The following is a 16,084-nucleotide window of genomic DNA, read 5'->3' on the forward strand; positions in this document are numbered from 1 at the left end:
GGGTTCGGTTAAGCCGCACACCAAGTTCACTGCAGAAGTTTACGTTCTGAGCAAGGAAGAAGGCGGCCGTCATACTCCGTTCTTCAAAGGCTACCGTCCACAGTTCTACTTCCGTACTACTGACGTGACTGGTAACTGCGAGCTGCCAGAAGGCGTTGAAATGGTAATGCCAGGTGACAACATTCAGATGACTGTTACCCTGATCAAAACCATCGCGATGGAAGATGGCCTGCGTTTCGCTATCCGTGAAGGCGGTCGTACCGTCGGCGCTGGCGTCGTAGCCAAAATCATCGAGTAAATTGTTGTAATGTCTTTTTCGGGCCGGCATAATGGTCGGCCTGATTTTGTTTTAGGTCAGTAGCTCAATTGGCAGAGCGACGGTCTCCAAAACCGTAGGTTGGGGGTTCGATTCCCTCCTGACCTGCCAGATTCACTTGGTGTGTCTGGCTTTCTTTTCACAGGATCTTCATAGATGACTCCTAAAGCTGAAGCTCAAGGCTCTCGCTTCGATCTGCTCAAGTGGCTAGTAGTAGTCGCTTTGGTGGTTGTTGGCGTTGTTGGCAATCAGTATTATTCTGCTTCGCCGATCCTGTACCGCGTACTTGCACTGCTCGTCATTGCTGCTGTAGCTGCCTTTGTAGGCCTGCAGACAGTCAAGGGCAAGTCTTTCTTTGTACTGGTTAAGGAAGCTCGCACCGAGATTCGTAAAGTCGTATGGCCAACTCGCCAAGAAACCACGCAGACCACGTTGATTGTTGTGGCTGTTGTTCTGGTTATGGCGTTGCTGTTGTGGGGGCTTGATTCCCTCCTCGGCTGGCTTGTTTCCTTGATTGTCGGCTAAGGGTGTCCCGTGGCTAAGCGTTGGTACGTTGTGCATGCTTACTCCGGTTACGAGAAGCATGTCATGCGCTCGTTGGTAGAGCGCGTAAAGCTGGCTGGCATGGAAGATGGCTTCGGCGAAATTCTGGTTCCCACTGAAGAAGTGGTTGAAATGCGTAATGGCCAGAAGCGCAAAAGCGAACGCAAGTTCTTCCCAGGTTACGTGCTGGTACAGATGGATATGAACGAGGGTACTTGGCACTTGGTCAAGGATACACCTCGGGTGATGGGCTTCATTGGCGGTACTGCCGACAAGCCTGCGCCAATCACAGATAAAGAGGCAGAAGCAATTCTGCGTCGCGTTGCTGATGGTAGCGACAAGCCGAAGCCGAAGACGTTGTTCGAGCCGGGTGAGTCGGTACGTGTCAATGATGGACCGTTTGCTGATTTCACAGGCACGGTCGAAGAAGTTAACTACGAGAAGAGCCGGATCCAAGTGGCAGTGCTCATTTTCGGTCGCTCTACCCCGGTAGAGCTAGAGTTCAGCCAGGTCGAAAAGGTCTAGCTGATCAAGCATCCCAACCCCGCAGCCCTAGGCTGTGGGGTTTTGTCGTCACTGGGATAAACGCGCAAGTAACCGGGGAGCCTTTCGAGGCGTTTGAACCCGTAATTGGAGTGCCTCATGGCCAAGAAAATTACCGCTTACATCAAGCTGCAAGTGAAGGCCGCTCAGGCTAACCCAAGCCCACCTGTTGGTCCTGCTCTGGGTCAGCACGGCGTGAACATCATGGAATTCTGCAAGGCCTTCAACGCCCGTACTCAGGGTCTTGAGCCAGGTCTGCCGACTCCAGTGATCATCACTGTCTACAGCGACCGTAGCTTCACTTTCGAAACCAAGTCCACCCCTGCTTCGGTTCTGCTGAAGAAGGCTGCTGGTCTGACTAGCGGTTCCGCTCGTCCGAACACCGTTAAGGTTGGCACCGTGACCCGTGCTCAGCTGGAAGAAATCGCGAAAACCAAAAACGCGGATCTGACTGCAGCTGATATGGACGCAGCCGTGCGTACTATCGCCGGTTCTGCTCGTAGCATGGGCCTTAACGTGGAGGGTGTGTAATGGCTAAGTTGACCAAACGTCAAAAGGCTATCGCCGGCAAAATCGAAGCAGGCAAGGCCTACAATTTTGTAGACGCTGCTGCTCTGCTGGCTGAGCTGTCGACTGTCAAGTTCAGCGAGTCGTTCGACGTAGCTGTTAACCTGGGTGTTGACCCGCGTAAATCTGATCAGGTTGTTCGTAGCGCTACTGTGCTGCCACACGGCACTGGCAAGACCGTTCGCGTTGCTGTGTTCACCCAGGGTCCAGCTGCTGAGGCCGCTCTGGCTGCCGGCGCTGACCGTGTAGGTATGGACGATCTGGCTGCCGAAATGAAAGGCGGCGACCTGAACTATGACGTAGTGATCGCATCCCCGGATGCAATGCGCGTTGTTGGTCAGTTGGGTCAGATCCTCGGTCCACGCGGCCTGATGCCTAACCCAAAAGTCGGCACCGTAACGCCAGACGTAGCTACCGCGGTTAAAAACGCCAAGGCTGGTCAGGTTCGTTATCGCACCGACAAAAACGGCATCATCCACACCTCCGTTGGCAAAGTCGGCTTTGATGCCGTCAAGCTGAAGGAAAACGTTGAAGCCCTGATCGCTGATCTGAAGCGTATCAAGCCAGCTTCCTCGAAAGGCATTTACGTCAAGCGCGTTACCCTGAGCACCACTATGGGCCCAGGTCTGGTCATCGACCAAGGCTCGCTCGACGCGTAAGACACAGGTTGGCGCGAGTGATCGCGCCAATTGAAAGATTGGGGTCCCTGCCTGGCGGGGGCTATCCAAGACCGTAGGCGGCGTAAGCCTTAAACCTCAAGCCTACGCAGATGGTGCTCCCGGTTCCTTACCGAATCAGACACCAAAACGACATCCGGCTTAGGCCAGATGAAACGGTAACAAGCAGGAGTTTTACCCGTGGCAATTAAACTCGAAGACAAGAAGGCCATCGTCGCTGAAGTCAACGAGGCTGCCAAAGTCGCTCTGTCCGCTGTCGTGGTTGATGCCCGTGGCGTAACAGTAAGCGCGATGACCGGACTCCGTAAAGAGGCTCGTGAAGCTGGCGTTTTCGTACGTGTTGTACGTAACACCCTGCTCAAGCGCGCTGTTGCTGACACTGAATTCAGTGTTCTCAATGACGTGTTCACCGGCCCGACCTTGATTGCATTCTCCAACGAACATCCGGGCGCTGCTGCTCGCATCTTCAAGGAATTCGCAAAAGGTCAGGACAAGTTCGAGATCAAGGCAGCTGCGTTCGAGGGCAAGTTCCTCGCAGCTAACCAAATCGACGTGCTGGCAACTCTGCCGACCCGTGACGAAGCAATTTCTCAGCTGATGAGCGTGATTCAAGGCGCAACCAGCAAATTGGCTCGTACTCTGGCGGCAATTCGCGACCAAAAAGAAGCAGTCGCAGCCTAAGGCTCGTCTACTTCTCGCGTTTTTTGTTTATTTCGATGGTCGCGTAGGCCGTCCCCAATATCAGGAATTAGATTCATGTCTATCTCTCAAGACGATATCCTCAACGCCGTAGCTGAAATGTCGGTTATCCAGGTTGTTGAGCTGATCAAAGCTTTCGAAGAAAAATTCGGCGTTACGGCTGCTGCTGCATCGGCTGGTCCAGCTGCTGCTGCCGCTGTTGTTGAAGAGCAAACCGAATTCAACGTCATGCTGCTGGAAGCTGGCGAGAAGAAAGTTAACGTGATCAAGGCAGTACGTGAACTGACCGGTCTGGGCCTGAAAGAAGCCAAGGCTGTAGTTGACGGCGCTCCTGCCATGGTTCTGGAAGCCGTTTCGAAAGATGCCGGTGACAAAGCCAAAGCTACTCTGGAAGAAGCAGGCGCTAAAGTCGAGCTGAAGTAAGCATCGACTTTGCTCCTCCAGCCCGAGCGTAAAGCGAAAGGCTGATGGCTGGTGGCTCTTGCCACCGGCCTTTTTCCGTTATTGGCAGCCGACTGGGTCGGTGCTGATAACGAGCTGTAACCACCCGATGTGGTGGCGCAAACCATGGGGTTTGCACGATTTTCTGGCTGCTCCCGTCGGGAGGGGCCAAACAAGCAGGTGACCAAGCTGGGGAACGCTGATGGCTTACTCATATACTGAGAAAAAACGTATCCGCAAGGACTTTAGCAAGTTGCCGGACGTCATGGATGTGCCGTACCTCCTGGCCATCCAGCTGGATTCGTATCGTGAATTCTTGCAAGCGGGAGCGACTAAAGATCAGTTCCGCGACGTGGGCCTGCATGCGGCCTTCAAATCCGTTTTCCCGATCATCAGCTACTCCGGCAATGCTGCGCTGGAGTACGTCGGTTATCGCCTGGGCGAACCGGCATTTGATGTCAAAGAATGCGTATTGCGCGGTGTAACTTACGCCGTACCTTTGCGGGTAAAAGTGCGCCTGATCATTTTCGACAAAGAATCGTCGAACAAAGCGATCAAGGACATTAAAGAGCAAGAAGTCTACATGGGTGAAATCCCCCTGATGACTGAGAACGGTACCTTCGTAATCAACGGTACCGAGCGTGTAATCGTTTCCCAGCTGCACCGTTCCCCGGGCGTGTTCTTCGACCACGACCGTGGCAAGACGCACAGCTCCGGCAAACTGCTGTACTCCGCGCGCATCATTCCTTACCGCGGTTCGTGGTTGGACTTCGAGTTCGATCCGAAAGACTGCGTGTTCGTGCGTATCGACCGTCGTCGCAAGCTGCCAGCATCGGTATTGCTGCGCGCGCTGGGCTATACCACTGAAGAAGTGCTGGACGCGTTCTACACCACCAACGTTTTCCACCTGAGCGGCGAAACCCTCAGTCTGGAACTGATCGCTTCGCGTCTGCGTGGTGAAATCGCTGTTCTTGATATTCAGGACGAGAAGGGCAAGGTCATCGTTGAGGCTGGTCGCCGTATTACTGCGCGCCACATCAACCAGATCGAAAAAGCCGGTCTCAAGACCCTGGAAGTGCCTCTGGACTACGTCCTAGGCCGCACTACCGCCAAGGCCATCGTGCATCCGGCAACCGGCGAAATCCTGGCAGAGTGCAACACCGAGCTGAACACCGAGATCCTGGCCAAAATCGCCAAGTCTCAGGTTGTTCGCATCGAAACTCTGTACACCAACGATATCGACTGCGGTCCGTTCGTCTCCGACACACTGAAGATCGACTCCACCAGCAACCAATTGGAAGCGCTGGTCGAGATCTATCGCATGATGCGTCCTGGCGAGCCGCCAACCAAAGACGCTGCCGAGACCCTGTTCAACAACCTGTTCTTCAGCCCTGAGCGCTATGACCTGTCTGCGGTCGGTCGGATGAAGTTCAACCGTCGTATCGGTCGTACCGAGATCGAAGGTTCGGGCGTGTTGTGCAAAGAAGACATCGTCGCGGTACTGAAGACTCTGGTCGACATCCGTAACGGCAAAGGCATCGTCGATGACATCGACCACCTGGGTAACCGTCGTGTTCGCTGCGTAGGCGAAATGGCCGAGAACCAGTTCCGCGTTGGCTTGGTGCGTGTTGAGCGTGCGGTCAAAGAGCGTCTGTCGATGGCTGAAAGCGAAGGCCTGATGCCGCAAGACTTGATCAACGCCAAGCCAGTGGCTGCGGCGGTGAAAGAGTTCTTCGGTTCCAGCCAGCTGTCCCAGTTCATGGACCAGAACAACCCGCTGTCCGAGATCACCCACAAGCGTCGTGTGTCTGCACTCGGCCCTGGCGGTTTGACTCGTGAGCGTGCTGGCTTTGAAGTTCGAGACGTACACCCGACTCACTACGGTCGTGTATGCCCGATTGAAACGCCGGAAGGTCCGAACATCGGTCTGATCAACTCCTTGGCCGCTTATGCGCGCACCAACCAGTATGGCTTCCTTGAGAGCCCGTACCGTGTGGTGAAAGACGCTCTGGTCACCGACGAGATCGTGTTCCTGTCCGCCATCGAAGAAGCTGATCACGTGATCGCTCAAGCTTCGGCCACGATGAACGACAAGAAAATGCTGATCGACGAACTCGTAGCTGTTCGTCACTTGAACGAGTTCACCGTCAAGGCGCCGGAAGACGTCACCTTGATGGACGTATCGCCGAAGCAGGTAGTTTCGGTTGCAGCGTCGCTGATCCCGTTCCTCGAGCACGACGACGCCAACCGTGCGTTGATGGGTTCGAACATGCAGCGTCAAGCTGTACCAACCCTGCGCGCTGACAAGCCGCTGGTCGGTACCGGCATGGAGCGTAACGTAGCCCGTGACTCCGGCGTTTGCGTCGTGGCTCGTCGTGGCGGCGTGATCGACTCTGTTGATGCCAGCCGTATCGTGGTTCGTGTTGCTGATGACGAAGTTGAAACCGGCGAAGCTGGTGTCGACATCTACAACTTGACCAAGTACACCCGCTCCAACCAGAACACCTGCATCAACCAGCGTCCGCTGGTGCGTAAAGGTGATCGGGTTCAGCGCAGCGACATCATGGCTGACGGCCCGTCCACCGACATGGGTGAGCTGGCGCTGGGTCAGAACATGCGCATCGCGTTCATGGCCTGGAACGGTTACAACTTCGAAGACTCCATCTGCCTGTCGGAACGAGTTGTTCAAGAAGATCGCTTCACCACGATCCACATCCAGGAATTGACCTGTGTGGCACGTGACACCAAGCTTGGGCCAGAGGAAATCACTGCAGACATCCCGAACGTGGGTGAAGCTGCACTGAACAAGCTGGATGAAGCCGGTATCGTTTACGTAGGTGCTGAAGTTGGCGCAGGCGACATTCTGGTGGGTAAGGTCACTCCGAAAGGCGAGACCCAACTGACTCCGGAAGAGAAGCTGCTGCGTGCCATTTTCGGTGAGAAAGCCAGCGACGTTAAAGACACCTCCCTGCGCGTGCCTACCGGCACCAAGGGTACTGTCATTGACGTACAGGTCTTCACCCGTGACGGCGTTGAGCGTGATGCTCGTGCACTGTCGATCGAGAAGACTCAACTCGACGAGATCCGCAAGGATCTGAACGAAGAGTTCCGCATCGTTGAAGGCGCAACTTTCGAACGTCTGCGTTCCGCTCTGGTCGGCCACAAAGCCGAAGGCGGCGCCGGTCTGAAGAAAGGTCAGGACATCACCGACGAAGTTCTCGACGGTCTTGAGCATGGTCAGTGGTTCAAACTGCGCATGGCTGAAGATGCTCTGAACGAGCAGCTCGAGAAGGCTCAGGCCTACATCGTTGATCGCCGCCGTCTGCTGGACGACAAGTTCGAAGACAAGAAGCGCAAACTGCAGCAGGGCGATGACCTGGCTCCAGGCGTGCTGAAAATCGTCAAGGTTTACCTGGCAATCCGTCGCCGCATTCAGCCGGGCGACAAGATGGCCGGTCGTCACGGTAACAAAGGTGTGGTCTCCGTGATCATGCCGGTTGAAGACATGCCGCACGATGCCAATGGCACCCCGGTCGACGTCGTCCTTAACCCGTTGGGCGTACCTTCGCGTATGAACGTTGGTCAGATCCTTGAAACCCACCTGGGCCTCGCGGCCAAGGGTCTGGGCGAGAAGATCAACCGGATGATCGAAGAACAGCGCAAAGTCGCTGAGCTTCGTAAATTCCTCGACGAGATCTACAACCAGATTGGCGGTCGTAACGAAGATCTGGATAGTTTCTCCGACCAGGAAATCCTGGATCTGGCGAAGAACCTGCGTGGCGGCGTTCCAATGGCCACTCCAGTGTTCGACGGCGCCAAGGAAAGCGAAATCAAGGCCATGCTGAAACTGGCAGACCTGCCAGAAAGCGGCCAGATGCAGCTGACCGACGGCCGTACCGGCAACAAGTTCGAGCGCCCGGTTACTGTTGGCTACATGTACATGCTGAAGCTGAACCACTTGGTAGACGACAAGATGCACGCTCGTTCTACCGGTTCGTACAGCCTGGTTACCCAGCAGCCGCTGGGTGGTAAGGCGCAGTTCGGTGGTCAGCGTTTCGGGGAGATGGAGGTCTGGGCACTGGAAGCTTACGGTGCTGCTTACACTCTGCAAGAAATGCTCACAGTGAAGTCGGACGATGTGAACGGCCGTACCAAGATGTACAAAAACATCGTGGATGGCGATCACCGTATGGAGCCGGGCATGCCCGAGTCTTTCAACGTGTTGATCAAGGAAATTCGTTCCCTCGGCATCGATATCGATCTGGAAACCGAATAACACGTGACGCGAATCGAGAGCGGGGCAGGATTGCCCGCTCTCTGCTCCGCCAGGAGGAAAGGCCTTGAAAGACCTACTGAATTTGCTGAAAAACCAGGGTCAAGTCGAAGAGTTCGACGCCATCCGTATTGGATTGGCATCGCCTGAGATGATCCGTTCGTGGTCGTTCGGTGAAGTTAAAAAGCCGGAAACCATCAACTACCGTACGTTCAAACCTGAGCGTGACGGCCTGTTCTGCGCCAAGATCTTTGGCCCGGTAAAGGATTACGAGTGCCTGTGCGGTAAGTACAAGCGCTTGAAGCACCGTGGTGTCATCTGCGAGAAGTGCGGTGTTGAAGTCGCGCTGGCTAAAGTTCGTCGTGAGCGCATGGCGCACATCGAACTGGCCTCGCCAGTTGCCCACATCTGGTTTCTGAAATCGCTGCCGTCGCGTATCGGCTTGCTGATGGACATGACCCTGCGTGATATCGAACGCGTTCTCTACTTCGAGAGCTACGTTGTTATCGACCCAGGCATGACCACCCTTGAAAAAGGTCAGCTGCTGAACGATGAGCAGTACTTCGAAGCGCTGGAAGAGTTCGGCGACGATTTCGATGCCCGCATGGGTGCCGAAGCTGTCCGTGAACTGCTGCACGCTATCGACCTGGAACACGAGATTGGCCGTCTGCGTGAAGAAATTCCGCAAACCAACTCCGAAACCAAAATCAAGAAGCTGTCCAAGCGTCTGAAGTTGATGGAAGCCTTCCAGGGTTCCGGCAACCTTCCAGAATGGATGGTGCTGACCGTTCTGCCGGTTCTGCCGCCAGATCTGCGTCCACTGGTCCCGCTGGATGGCGGTCGCTTCGCGACTTCCGACCTCAACGATCTGTATCGTCGAGTGATCAACCGTAACAACCGCTTGAAGCGCCTGCTTGATCTGTCCGCTCCGGACATCATCGTGCGCAACGAAAAGCGTATGTTGCAGGAAGCTGTCGACGCACTGCTCGACAACGGTCGTCGTGGCCGCGCTATCACCGGTTCGAACAAGCGTCCTCTGAAATCCTTGGCTGACATGATCAAGGGTAAGCAAGGTCGTTTCCGTCAGAACTTGCTCGGTAAGCGTGTTGACTACTCCGGTCGTTCGGTAATTACCGTAGGTCCGACCCTGCGTCTGCACCAGTGCGGTCTGCCGAAGAAAATGGCTCTCGAGCTGTTCAAGCCGTTCATTTTCGGCAAGCTGGAAATGCGTGGTCTCGCGACCACCATTAAAGCTGCCAAGAAGATGGTCGAGCGCGAGCTGCCGGAAGTTTGGGACGTTCTCGCTGAAGTTATCCGTGAACACCCGGTTCTCCTCAACCGTGCACCGACCCTTCACCGTCTGGGTATCCAGGCGTTTGAACCGGTACTGATCGAAGGTAAGGCTATTCAGCTGCACCCTCTGGTCTGTGCTGCGTACAACGCCGACTTCGACGGCGACCAAATGGCCGTGCACGTACCGCTGACACTGGAAGCCCAGTTGGAAGCGCGTGCGTTGATGATGTCGACCAACAACATTCTGTCGCCAGCCAACGGTGAGCCAATCATCGTTCCGTCGCAGGACGTTGTATTGGGTCTGTACTACATGACTCGTGAAGCGATCAACGCCAAGGGCGAAGGTCGTGTGTTCGCGGATCTGCAAGAAGTTGACCGTGTGTTCCGTGCCGGCGAAGCCGCACTGCACGCTAAAGTCAAAGTGCGGATCAACGAAACCGTTAACGATCGTGACGGTGGCAGCGTCAAGAACACCCGTATCGTCGACACTACCGTTGGCCGTGCGCTGTTGTTCCAGGTTGTTCCACCTGGCTTGTCGTACGACGTCGTCAACCAGCCGATGAAGAAAAAGGCGATCTCCAAGCTGATCAACCAGTGCTACCGCGTGGTTGGTTTGAAAGAGACCGTGATCTTCGCTGACCAGTTGATGTACACCGGTTTTGCTTATTCGACCATCTCCGGCGTTTCCATCGGTGTTAACGACTTCGTTATCCCGGATGAAAAAGCCCGCATCATCAATGCTGCTACTGATGAAGTGAAAGAGATCGAAAGTCAGTACGCCTCCGGCCTGGTAACCCAGGGCGAGAAGTACAACAAAGTGATCGACCTTTGGTCCAAGGCGAACGACGAAGTTTCCAAGGCAATGATGGCCAACCTCTCGAAAGAGAAAGTCATCGACCGCCATGGCGTCGAAGTCGACCAAGAGTCTTTCAACTCGATGTACATGATGGCCGACTCGGGCGCACGGGGTTCTGCTGCGCAGATCCGTCAGCTCGCCGGTATGCGTGGCCTGATGGCCAAGCCGGACGGTTCCATCATCGAAACGCCGATTACCGCGAACTTCCGTGAAGGTTTGAGCGTACTCCAGTACTTCATCTCCACTCACGGTGCTCGTAAAGGTTTGGCGGATACCGCGTTGAAAACTGCGAACTCCGGTTACCTGACTCGTCGTCTGGTAGACGTGGCGCAGGATCTGGTTGTCACCGAGATCGATTGCGGTACCGAGCATGGCCTGGTAATGACTCCGCACATTGAAGGCGGTGACGTTGTTGAGCCGCTGGGTGAGCGCGTATTGGGTCGTGTTATTGCCCGTGACGTGTTCAAGCCAGGTACCGAAGAAATCATCGTTCCTGCCGGCACACTGGTAGACGAGAAGTGGGTCGAGTTCATCGAGCTGAACAGCATCGATGAAGTGATCGTGCGTTCGCCGATCAGCTGCGAAACCCGCTACGGCATTTGCGCCAAGTGCTACGGCCGTGACCTGGCTCGTGGTCACCAGGTGAACATCGGTGAAGCGGTCGGCGTTATCGCTGCCCAGTCCATCGGTGAGCCGGGTACCCAGCTGACCATGCGTACGTTCCACATCGGTGGTGCGGCAAGCCGGACCTCCGCAGCTGATAGCGTTCAGGTGAAGAATGGCGGTACCGTCCGTCTGCACAACCTGAAGCATGTTGAGCGAGTGGATGGTTGCCTGGTTGCTGTGTCCCGTTCCGGTGAGCTGGCGATCGCTGATGACTTCGGTCGTGAGCGCGAGCGTTACAAGCTGCCGTACGGTGCTGTGATTTCGGTTAAAGAAGGTGACAAGGTCGACGCTGGCGCAATCGTGGCCAAGTGGGATCCGCACACTCACCCAATCGTTACCGAAATGAAAGGTACCGTGACCTACGTGGGCATGGAGGAAGGCATCACGATCAAGCGTCAGACTGACGAATTGACCGGTATGACCAACATTGAAGTACTCGACGCCAAAGACCGTCCAGCTGCCGGTAAAGATATCCGTCCTGCTGTGAAGATGGTTGATGACAACGGCAAGGATCTCCTGCTGCCGGGTACTGACGTAATTGCTCAGTATTTCCTGCCTGCTAACGCCCTGGTTGGTGTAGCGGACGGTGCGAAGATTGCGATCGGTGATGTTATCGCTCGTATTCCGCAAGAGACTTCGAAGACCCGTGACATCACCGGTGGTCTGCCGCGTGTTGCCGACTTGTTCGAAGCCCGTCGTCCGAAAGAAGCCTCGATTCTGGCTGAAGTCAGCGGCACCATCGCGTTCGGTAAGGAGACCAAAGGCAAGCGCCGTCTGGTGATCACTCCGAACGACGGCACCGATCCGTACGAAGAGCTGATTCCGAAGTGGCGTCACCTGAACGTCTTCGAAGGCGAACAGGTAAACCGCGGCGAAGTTATCTCCGACGGTCCGAGCGATCCACACGACATCCTGCGTCTGCTGGGTGTGAGTGCGCTGGCCAAGTACATCGTGAACGAGATCCAGGACGTTTACCGTCTGCAAGGCGTGAAGATCAACGACAAGCACATCGAGACCATCCTGCGTCAGATGTTGCGTAAGGTTGAAATCGCTGAATCCGGCGACTCGACTTTCATCAAGGGCGACCAGATGGAGTTGACTCACGTTCTGGTAGAGAACGAGCGTCTGGCTGGCGACGAGAAATTCGTTTCCAAGTTCACTCGCGTACTGTTAGGTATCACCAAGGCGTCGTTGTCCACCGAATCGTTCATCTCGGCGGCTTCCTTCCAGGAAACCACTCGCGTACTGACCGAAGCGGCGGTAACCGGCAAGCGTGATTACCTGCGCGGCCTGAAAGAAAACGTGGTCGTGGGTCGTCTGATCCCGGCCGGTACCGGCCTGGCTTATCACAGCGAGCGTAAGCGTCGCCGTGAAGCCGACAAGCCGTTGCGCGTAAGCGCCAGTGAAGTGGAAGCTGCACTGACCGAAGCGCTGAACTCTAGCGGTAACTGAGTTCTGCGATAAATGAGCGTAAGGCCCTGACCATTCCGTTCATCGAATCGAGACAATTTGTCGAGGTTGGATGGGTGGAGAGGTCGGGGCCTTGCCTTGACTGGGGACAAGATCCTCTTTAGACTCTTGTACCCCTAAATTTGGCGGGAATTCGTTCCTGCCATTTTGCTTTTCTTGCAAGACAATAGCGTCGCAAGACAACAGTGGAGCTAGTAGATGGCAACTATCAACCAGCTGGTACGTCAGCCGCGTAAGCGTATCGTCGAGAAATCCGACGTGCCTGCGCTGCAGAACTGCCCGCAACGTCGTGGCGTATGCACCCGTGTGTATACCACCACGCCGAAAAAACCTAACTCGGCACTGCGTAAAGTATGCCGTGTGCGTCTGACCAACGGTTTCGAGGTTTCCTCGTACATCGGCGGTGAAGGCCACAACCTGCAAGAGCACAGCGTGGTACTGATCCGCGGCGGTCGTGTAAAAGACTTGCCAGGTGTTCGTTACCACACCGTACGCGGTTCTTTGGATACTTCCGGCGTTAAAGGTCGTAACCAGGGTCGTTCGAAGTACGGTACCAAGAAGCCTAAGTAGTAGCGGCTTTTTGTAAAAACTGATTTTCTATTTTTCTGAGTCGATAAGAGTAAGGTCGGAGGCGTCCCGTAAGGGCACCGATTCCGAGCGAACCTGAAGACCGTTTGAGGGCTTATCCATGCCAAGAAGACGCGTAGCAGCCAAGCGCGAAGTGCTTGACGATCCAAAGTACGGCAGCCAAATCCTGGCCAAGTTCATGAACCACGTTATGGAAAGCGGCAAGAAAGCCGTTGCCGAGCGTATCGTTTATGGCGCGCTGGAAAAAGTTAAAGAACGCAAGAACAGCGATCCCCTGGAAATCTTCGAGAAAGCTCTCGACGCCATCGCTCCGCTGGTCGAAGTAAAGTCGCGCCGTGTAGGCGGTGCTACTTACCAGGTTCCGGTCGAAGTTCGTCCGTCCCGTCGTAACGCTCTGGCAATGCGCTGGTTGGTAGACTTCGCCCGCAAGCGCGGCGAGAAGTCTATGGCTCTGCGTTTGGCTGGCGAACTGTTGGACGCCGCTGAAGGTAAAGGTGCTGCAGTTAAGAAGCGTGAAGACGTGCACCGTATGGCTGAAGCCAACAAGGCTTTCTCGCACTACCGCTTCTAATTTTAGCGTCACTAATTTTGCGAGGGCTTTATGGCTCGTACTACACCGATTAATCGCTACCGTAACATTGGTATCGTTGCTCACGTGGATGCTGGTAAAACCACCACCACCGAGCGCGTCCTTTTTTACACTGGCAAAAGTCACAAGATGGGCGAGGTGCATGACGGCGCCGCGACCACAGACTGGATGGTGCAGGAGCAGGAGCGTGGTATTACCATTACTTCTGCTGCTATTACCGCCTTCTGGCAGGGTTCCGAGAAGCAGCACAAAGACCAATACCGTTTCAACGTCATCGACACCCCGGGCCACGTAGACTTTACTATTGAAGTTGAGCGTTCCCTGCGTGTTCTCGACGGCGCGGTCGTTGTGTTCTGCGGCACCTCGGGTGTTGAGCCTCAGTCGGAAACCGTATGGCGTCAAGCCAACAAGTACGGCGTTCCACGTCTTGTTTACGTAAACAAGATGGACCGTGCTGGTGCGAACTTCCTGCGCGTGATCGGTCAGATCAAGCAGCGTCTGGGTCACACTCCGGTGCCTATCCAGTTGGCTATCGGTTCCGAAGACAACTTCCAGGGTCAGATCGATCTGATGGCTATGGAAGCTGTTTACTGGAATGACTCTGACAAAGGCATGGTTCCAGTTCGTAAGCCTATCCCTGCTGAACTGCAGGAGCTGGCTGACGAGTGGCGCGGCAACATGATTGAAGCTGCGGCAGAAGCCAGCGAAGAGCTGATGAACAAGTACCTCGAAGGTGAAGAGCTCACCAACGCGGAAATCAAGGCGGCTCTGCGTCAGCGTACTATCGCTGGTGAGATCGTTCTGGCTGTTTGCGGTTCTTCCTTCAAGAACAAGGGTGTTCCCCTGGTTCTCGACGCCGTTATCGACTACCTGCCTGCTCCTTCCGAAATTCCTGCCATCAAGGGTACTGACCCGGATGACGAGACTATCGAGCTGGAGCGTCATGCAGACGACAACGAGCCGTTCTCGGCTCTGGCGTTCAAGATCGCTACCGACCCATTCGTGGGTACCTTGACCTTCGTTCGAGTTTACTCGGGCGTGTTGGCCTCCGGCGACGGCGTGATCAACTCGGTTAAAGGCAAGAAAGAGCGCGTGGGTCGTATGGTGCAAATGCACGCAAACGCCCGTGAAGAAATCAAGGAAGTACGCGCTGGAGACATCGCGGCCTTGATCGGCATGAAGGACGTCACCACTGGTGAGACTTTGTGCAACGCTGACAAGCCAATCATCCTGGTTCGTATGGACTTCCCGGAGCCGGTTATTTCGGTTGCCGTAGAGCCTAAGACCAAGGATGACCAGGAAAAAATGGGTATCGCTCTGGGCAAGCTTGCTCAGGAAGATCCATCTTTCCGCGTCAAAACCGATGAAGAGACTGGTCAAACGATCATCTCCGGCATGGGCGAGTTGCACCTGGACATCCTGGTTGACCGGATGCGCCGTGAGTTCAACGTCGAAGCCAACATCGGTAAGCCTCAGGTTTCCTATCGTGAGCGCATCACGAAGAACTGTGAAATCGAAGGCAAATTCGTTCGTCAATCCGGCGGTCGTGGCCAGTTCGGCCATTGCTGGATTCGTTTTGCTCCTGCTGACGAAGGTCAGGAAGGTCTGCAATTCGTGAACGAAGTCGTGGGTGGTGTGGTTCCTAAGGAATACATCCCGGCGATCCAGAAGGGTATCGAAGAGCAGATGAAGAACGGCGTTGTTGCCGGCTATCCGCTGATCGGCCTGAAGGCTACCGTGTTTGATGGTTCTTACCACGACGTCGACTCCAACGAGATGGCGTTTAAGGTGGCTGCTTCCATGGCGACCAAGCAACTGGCCCAGAAGGGCGGTGGTGAGTTGCTTGAGCCGATCATGGCGGTAGAGGTTGTTACGCCTGAAGACTATATGGGTGACGTGATGGGCGACCTTAACCGTCGTCGCGGCATGATCTTGGGTATGGAAGACACGGTCTCCGGCAAAGTAATTCGCGCCGAAGTTCCGCTGGGCGAGATGTTCGGTTATGCGACCGACGTTCGTTCCATGTCCCAGGGTCGCGCAAGCTACTCTATGGAATTCAAAAAATACAATACAGCTCCGTCGCATATCGTCGAAACTGTTACCAAAAAACAAGGCTGATTCAGCCCTTTAGGCAAGGAGTTAATTGTCGTGGCTAAAGAAAAATTTGATCGTTCCCTACCGCACGTCAACGTTGGCACCATCGGTCACGTTGACCACGGTAAAACCACTCTGACTGCAGCTCTGACTCGCGTCTGTTCCGAAGTATTCGGTTCGGCCATCGTTGATTTCGATAAAATCGACAGCGCGCCAGAAGAAAAAGCTCGTGGTATCACCATCAACACCGCACACGTCGAGTACAACTCGAAGATCCGTCACTACGCTCACGTTGACTGCCCAGGTCACGCTGACTATGTGAAGAACATGATCACCGGTGCTGCACAGATGGACGGCGCTATCCTGGTTTGCTCGGCCGCTGATGGTCCGATGCCGCAAACCCGTGAGCACATCCTGCTGTCCCGTCAGGTAGGCGTTCCGTACATCGTGGTTTTCCTGAACAAGGCTG

General features: G+C 55.1%; 12 protein-coding genes, 1 tRNA gene and 1 pseudogene. All 14 read left to right on the forward strand.

Annotated features, from left to right (window positions below; all coding sequences use genetic code 11):
* Nucleotides 1–298 (forward strand): annotated as a pseudogene (locus EAH78_RS31795) (hypothetical protein); the annotation flags it as partial.
* 53 nt (nucleotides 299–351) lie between these two features.
* A tRNA-Trp gene (locus tag EAH78_RS31800) sits at nucleotides 352–427 on the forward strand.
* 45 nt (nucleotides 428–472) lie between these two features.
* Nucleotides 473–841, forward strand: coding sequence for a preprotein translocase subunit SecE (secE, locus tag EAH78_RS31805; RefSeq protein ID WP_007896620.1), 369 nt, complete (start codon nucleotides 473–475; stop codon nucleotides 839–841).
* A gap of 9 nt (nucleotides 842–850) precedes the next feature.
* Nucleotides 851–1,384, forward strand: coding sequence for a transcription termination/antitermination protein NusG (gene nusG, locus EAH78_RS31810; protein ID WP_007896622.1), 534 nt, complete (start codon nucleotides 851–853; stop codon nucleotides 1,382–1,384).
* A 117-nt stretch (nucleotides 1,385–1,501) separates the two neighbouring features.
* Entirely contained in the window at nucleotides 1,502–1,933 is a 432-nt protein-coding gene (rplK, locus tag EAH78_RS31815; RefSeq protein ID WP_003176435.1) for a 50S ribosomal protein L11, read from the forward strand.
* Nucleotides 1,933–2,628 (forward strand): 50S ribosomal protein L1, encoded by a 696-nt coding sequence (rplA, locus tag EAH78_RS31820; protein ID WP_019693883.1) that lies wholly within the window; start codon nucleotides 1,933–1,935, stop codon nucleotides 2,626–2,628. Before rplK ends, rplA begins: the two co-directional genes overlap by 1 nt.
* Nucleotides 2,629–2,826: 198 nt before the next feature.
* The gene (gene rplJ / locus EAH78_RS31825) at nucleotides 2,827–3,327 is read left to right on the forward strand and encodes a 50S ribosomal protein L10 (RefSeq protein WP_140672288.1); all 501 of its coding nucleotides are present in this window, start codon (nucleotides 2,827–2,829) and stop codon (nucleotides 3,325–3,327) included.
* 75 nt (nucleotides 3,328–3,402) lie between these two features.
* Nucleotides 3,403–3,768, forward strand: coding sequence for a 50S ribosomal protein L7/L12 (gene rplL, locus EAH78_RS31830; protein ID WP_140672291.1), 366 nt, complete (start codon nucleotides 3,403–3,405; stop codon nucleotides 3,766–3,768).
* A 220-nt stretch (nucleotides 3,769–3,988) separates the two neighbouring features.
* Nucleotides 3,989–8,062: a DNA-directed RNA polymerase subunit beta gene (gene rpoB, locus EAH78_RS31835; protein ID WP_140672293.1), complete on the forward strand. Its 4,074-nt coding sequence runs from the start codon at nucleotides 3,989–3,991 to the stop codon at nucleotides 8,060–8,062.
* 64 nt (nucleotides 8,063–8,126) lie between these two features.
* Nucleotides 8,127–12,326 (forward strand): DNA-directed RNA polymerase subunit beta', encoded by a 4,200-nt coding sequence (gene rpoC, locus EAH78_RS31840; protein ID WP_140672295.1) that lies wholly within the window; start codon nucleotides 8,127–8,129, stop codon nucleotides 12,324–12,326.
* A 216-nt stretch (nucleotides 12,327–12,542) separates the two neighbouring features.
* Nucleotides 12,543–12,914 (forward strand): 30S ribosomal protein S12, encoded by a 372-nt coding sequence (gene rpsL / locus EAH78_RS31845; protein ID WP_002555494.1) that lies wholly within the window; start codon nucleotides 12,543–12,545, stop codon nucleotides 12,912–12,914.
* Between the two features lie 118 nt (nucleotides 12,915–13,032).
* Nucleotides 13,033–13,503: a 30S ribosomal protein S7 gene (gene rpsG / locus EAH78_RS31850; RefSeq protein WP_002555493.1), complete on the forward strand. Its 471-nt coding sequence runs from the start codon at nucleotides 13,033–13,035 to the stop codon at nucleotides 13,501–13,503.
* Nucleotides 13,504–13,533: 30 nt separating this feature from the next.
* Complete coding sequence (fusA, locus tag EAH78_RS31855; protein ID WP_140672297.1) at nucleotides 13,534–15,639, forward strand: elongation factor G; 2,106 nt, start codon at nucleotides 13,534–13,536, stop codon at nucleotides 15,637–15,639.
* A 30-nt stretch (nucleotides 15,640–15,669) separates the two neighbouring features.
* Nucleotides 15,670–16,084, forward strand: a 415-nt coding sequence (locus EAH78_RS31860; protein ID WP_140672299.1) for a GTP-binding protein, incomplete at its 3' end; no start/stop codon positions are given.

This window comes from Pseudomonas arsenicoxydans (assembly GCF_006438915.1).
Classification (GTDB): Bacteria; Pseudomonadota; Gammaproteobacteria; order Pseudomonadales; family Pseudomonadaceae; genus Aquipseudomonas; species Aquipseudomonas arsenicoxydans_A.

Coding starts and splice junctions, on each gene's coding strand:
- rplK (WP_003176435.1), top strand. CDS start 1,502: ATGGCCAAGAAAATTACCGCTTACATCAAGCTGCAAGTGAAGGCCGCT.
- secE (WP_007896620.1), top strand. CDS start 473: ATGACTCCTAAAGCTGAAGCTCAAGGCTCTCGCTTCGATCTGCTCAAG.
- rplL (WP_140672291.1), top strand. CDS start 3,403: ATGTCTATCTCTCAAGACGATATCCTCAACGCCGTAGCTGAAATGTCG.
- rpsG (WP_002555493.1), top strand. CDS start 13,033: ATGCCAAGAAGACGCGTAGCAGCCAAGCGCGAAGTGCTTGACGATCCA.
- fusA (WP_140672297.1), top strand. CDS start 13,534: ATGGCTCGTACTACACCGATTAATCGCTACCGTAACATTGGTATCGTT.
- rplA (WP_019693883.1), top strand. CDS start 1,933: ATGGCTAAGTTGACCAAACGTCAAAAGGCTATCGCCGGCAAAATCGAA.
- rpoB (WP_140672293.1), top strand. CDS start 3,989: ATGGCTTACTCATATACTGAGAAAAAACGTATCCGCAAGGACTTTAGC.
- rpsL (WP_002555494.1), top strand. CDS start 12,543: ATGGCAACTATCAACCAGCTGGTACGTCAGCCGCGTAAGCGTATCGTC.